The 1,153-nt window shown below is 47.4% G+C and carries 2 protein-coding genes; both read left to right on the forward strand.

Going from position 1 to position 1,153, the window contains the following annotated elements; translation table 11 throughout:
• A partial coding sequence (locus R7070_RS26070; protein ID WP_318141497.1) for a tyrosine-type recombinase/integrase occupies nt 1-254 on the forward strand: 254 nt, incomplete at its 5' end.
• 8 nt (nt 255-262) lie between these two features.
• Entirely contained in the window at nt 263-979 is a 717-nt protein-coding gene (gene yigB / locus R7070_RS26075) for a 5-amino-6-(5-phospho-D-ribitylamino)uracil phosphatase YigB (RefSeq protein ID WP_025793470.1), read from the forward strand.
• Nucleotides 980-1,153 lie beyond the last annotated feature (174 nt).

The following is a 1,153-nucleotide window of genomic DNA, read 5'->3' on the forward strand; positions in this document are numbered from 1 at the left end:
ACCGTAGCGTGCAAAAACGCATGGCCGAGTGGGGACAAAAACAGTCTGTAGCCAGCCACATTAGCCCACATAAATTGCGTCACTCATTTGCCACGCACATGCTGGAGTCGAGCAACAACTTACGTGCGGTGCAAGAGCTTTTAGGTCACGAGAACATATCGACGACCCAAATCTACACACACTTGGATTTCCAGCATCTAGCGCAAGCGTATGACCAAGCCCACCCACGAGCCCGCAAAAAGAACGGGGAGTGAGCCAAAGCATGAAATTTTACCGCCGTATCGAGCCGATTAAGGCCATGACATTCGATCTAGATGACACGCTGTATGACAACCATCCAGTGATTGTCCGTATGGAGCGCGAGTTACTGACCTGGTTGCAACAAACGCATCCTGCAGTGGCGCACATGGAAAAGGCCGATTGGTTGCAGGTAAAAAAACATGTGCTCCAGCAAAGTCCTGATCTCAAAAGCGATGTGACGCTTTGGCGCCTAGTGCAGCTAAAGCATGCTTTTCTATCGGTTGGCTACGATGAAGCGCAAGCTCAAGTTGCAGCGGAAGAGGGCGTGCAACTGGCGTTGGAATGGCGCAGTCAGTTTGACGTGCCGCAGCAAAGTCTCGATGTATTGGCGGAGTTGGGAGAACGCATTCCTCTGGTGGCGATCACCAATGGTAATGTCGACTTAGATAAAATCGGTTTGACGCCATACTTCCAATGCGTATTAAAAGCGGGCCCTGACGGTCTCGCCAAGCCTGCTGCCGATTTGTTTGTCAAAGCGCAGCAGTTTCTCGATTTACCTGCCGAAAACATTCTGCATGTTGGTGACCACCTCACGACGGATGTACATGGTGCAAAGTTAGCGGGTTTTGCCGCATGTTGGTTTAATGATATGAATAAAAATGTCATTAATCATTCAAGAACACGTACGTTACCTGACATTGAAATCAATAGTTTGCAGCCGTTACTCACACTTTTTTAATTGCTTTCGCATTAATCCATTCTAAAGTCATTTTGTGCCTAGAAAAGCATCAAAAAGAAACGTAAATTACTAAGCCTAAAGTAAAAATAACGACGCCACTCATCGTGGTGAAAATAGTGTTACGGCAGTAGTAGGGTACATGCGAGCTTTTTCCAAACGGGTCCACGATGTAAG

Origin of the sequence: Vibrio sp. 1557, from assembly GCF_033340175.1 — a bacterium.
Classification (GTDB): Bacteria; Pseudomonadota; Gammaproteobacteria; order Enterobacterales; family Vibrionaceae; genus Vibrio; species Vibrio alginolyticus.